The sequence below is a fragment of the Escherichia sp. 94.0001 genome, from assembly GCF_013369155.2.
GTDB classification, from domain to species: Bacteria; Pseudomonadota; Gammaproteobacteria; order Enterobacterales; family Enterobacteriaceae; genus Escherichia; species Escherichia coli_F.
The window spans coordinates 1-467 of the sequence record NZ_JABWMS020000241.1 but is presented as its reverse complement, the minus strand read 5'-3'; the positions used below and the strand labels follow the sequence as shown (position 1 = coordinate 467).

Genomic DNA, 467 nt, shown 5'->3' with positions numbered 1-467 from the left:
ACTGGTGATCAAATCTGACAGTGCCGGGATATCGCTCATCACCGGATAAATCCGGGACTCCATCCACGCATCCAGCTCTGAATCCGGTACCTGAGCAGGCAGGAAAACTTCAATATGCAGCTCCGCCTGCCAGGTATCGCTGTCCAGCTCTTCGCCCGTGTATTCAGCGCCGGTGAGATAAACGGCAACTGCCGGAAAATCCGCCTCATCAAAAACAGCGGGGCGACCATCAAAAAGCGTCGCCCCGGTGTCATGCTTCTCCAGTGCATCCAGTACGGCTGCACGGAGTTCAGTATGTTTCATCGCTTTATTACCATTCTCAGTTGATGCTGCAGCGCATAGCCCAGCTCTTTCGGAAGACGCTCACGCCGTATCCGTTCAATATTCTGTTTAAACGCCGTGGTCAGTGGCACCGCCATCGGGATTTTCACCACATCAATGGGGTAACGGTTTTTCCCGGCCACACG

General features: G+C 54.0%; 2 protein-coding genes. Both read right to left on the bottom strand.

The annotated features are described in order from the left end of the window. The coding region (gene gpU, locus HEN33_RS25490; protein ID WP_183083542.1) for a phage tail terminator protein at positions 1-303 on the bottom strand (303 nt) is incomplete at its 3' end. After that, the coding region (locus HEN33_RS25485; RefSeq protein WP_029784246.1) for a phage tail protein at positions 300-467 on the bottom strand (168 nt) is incomplete at its 5' end. The genes gpU and HEN33_RS25485, both read right to left, overlap by 4 nt.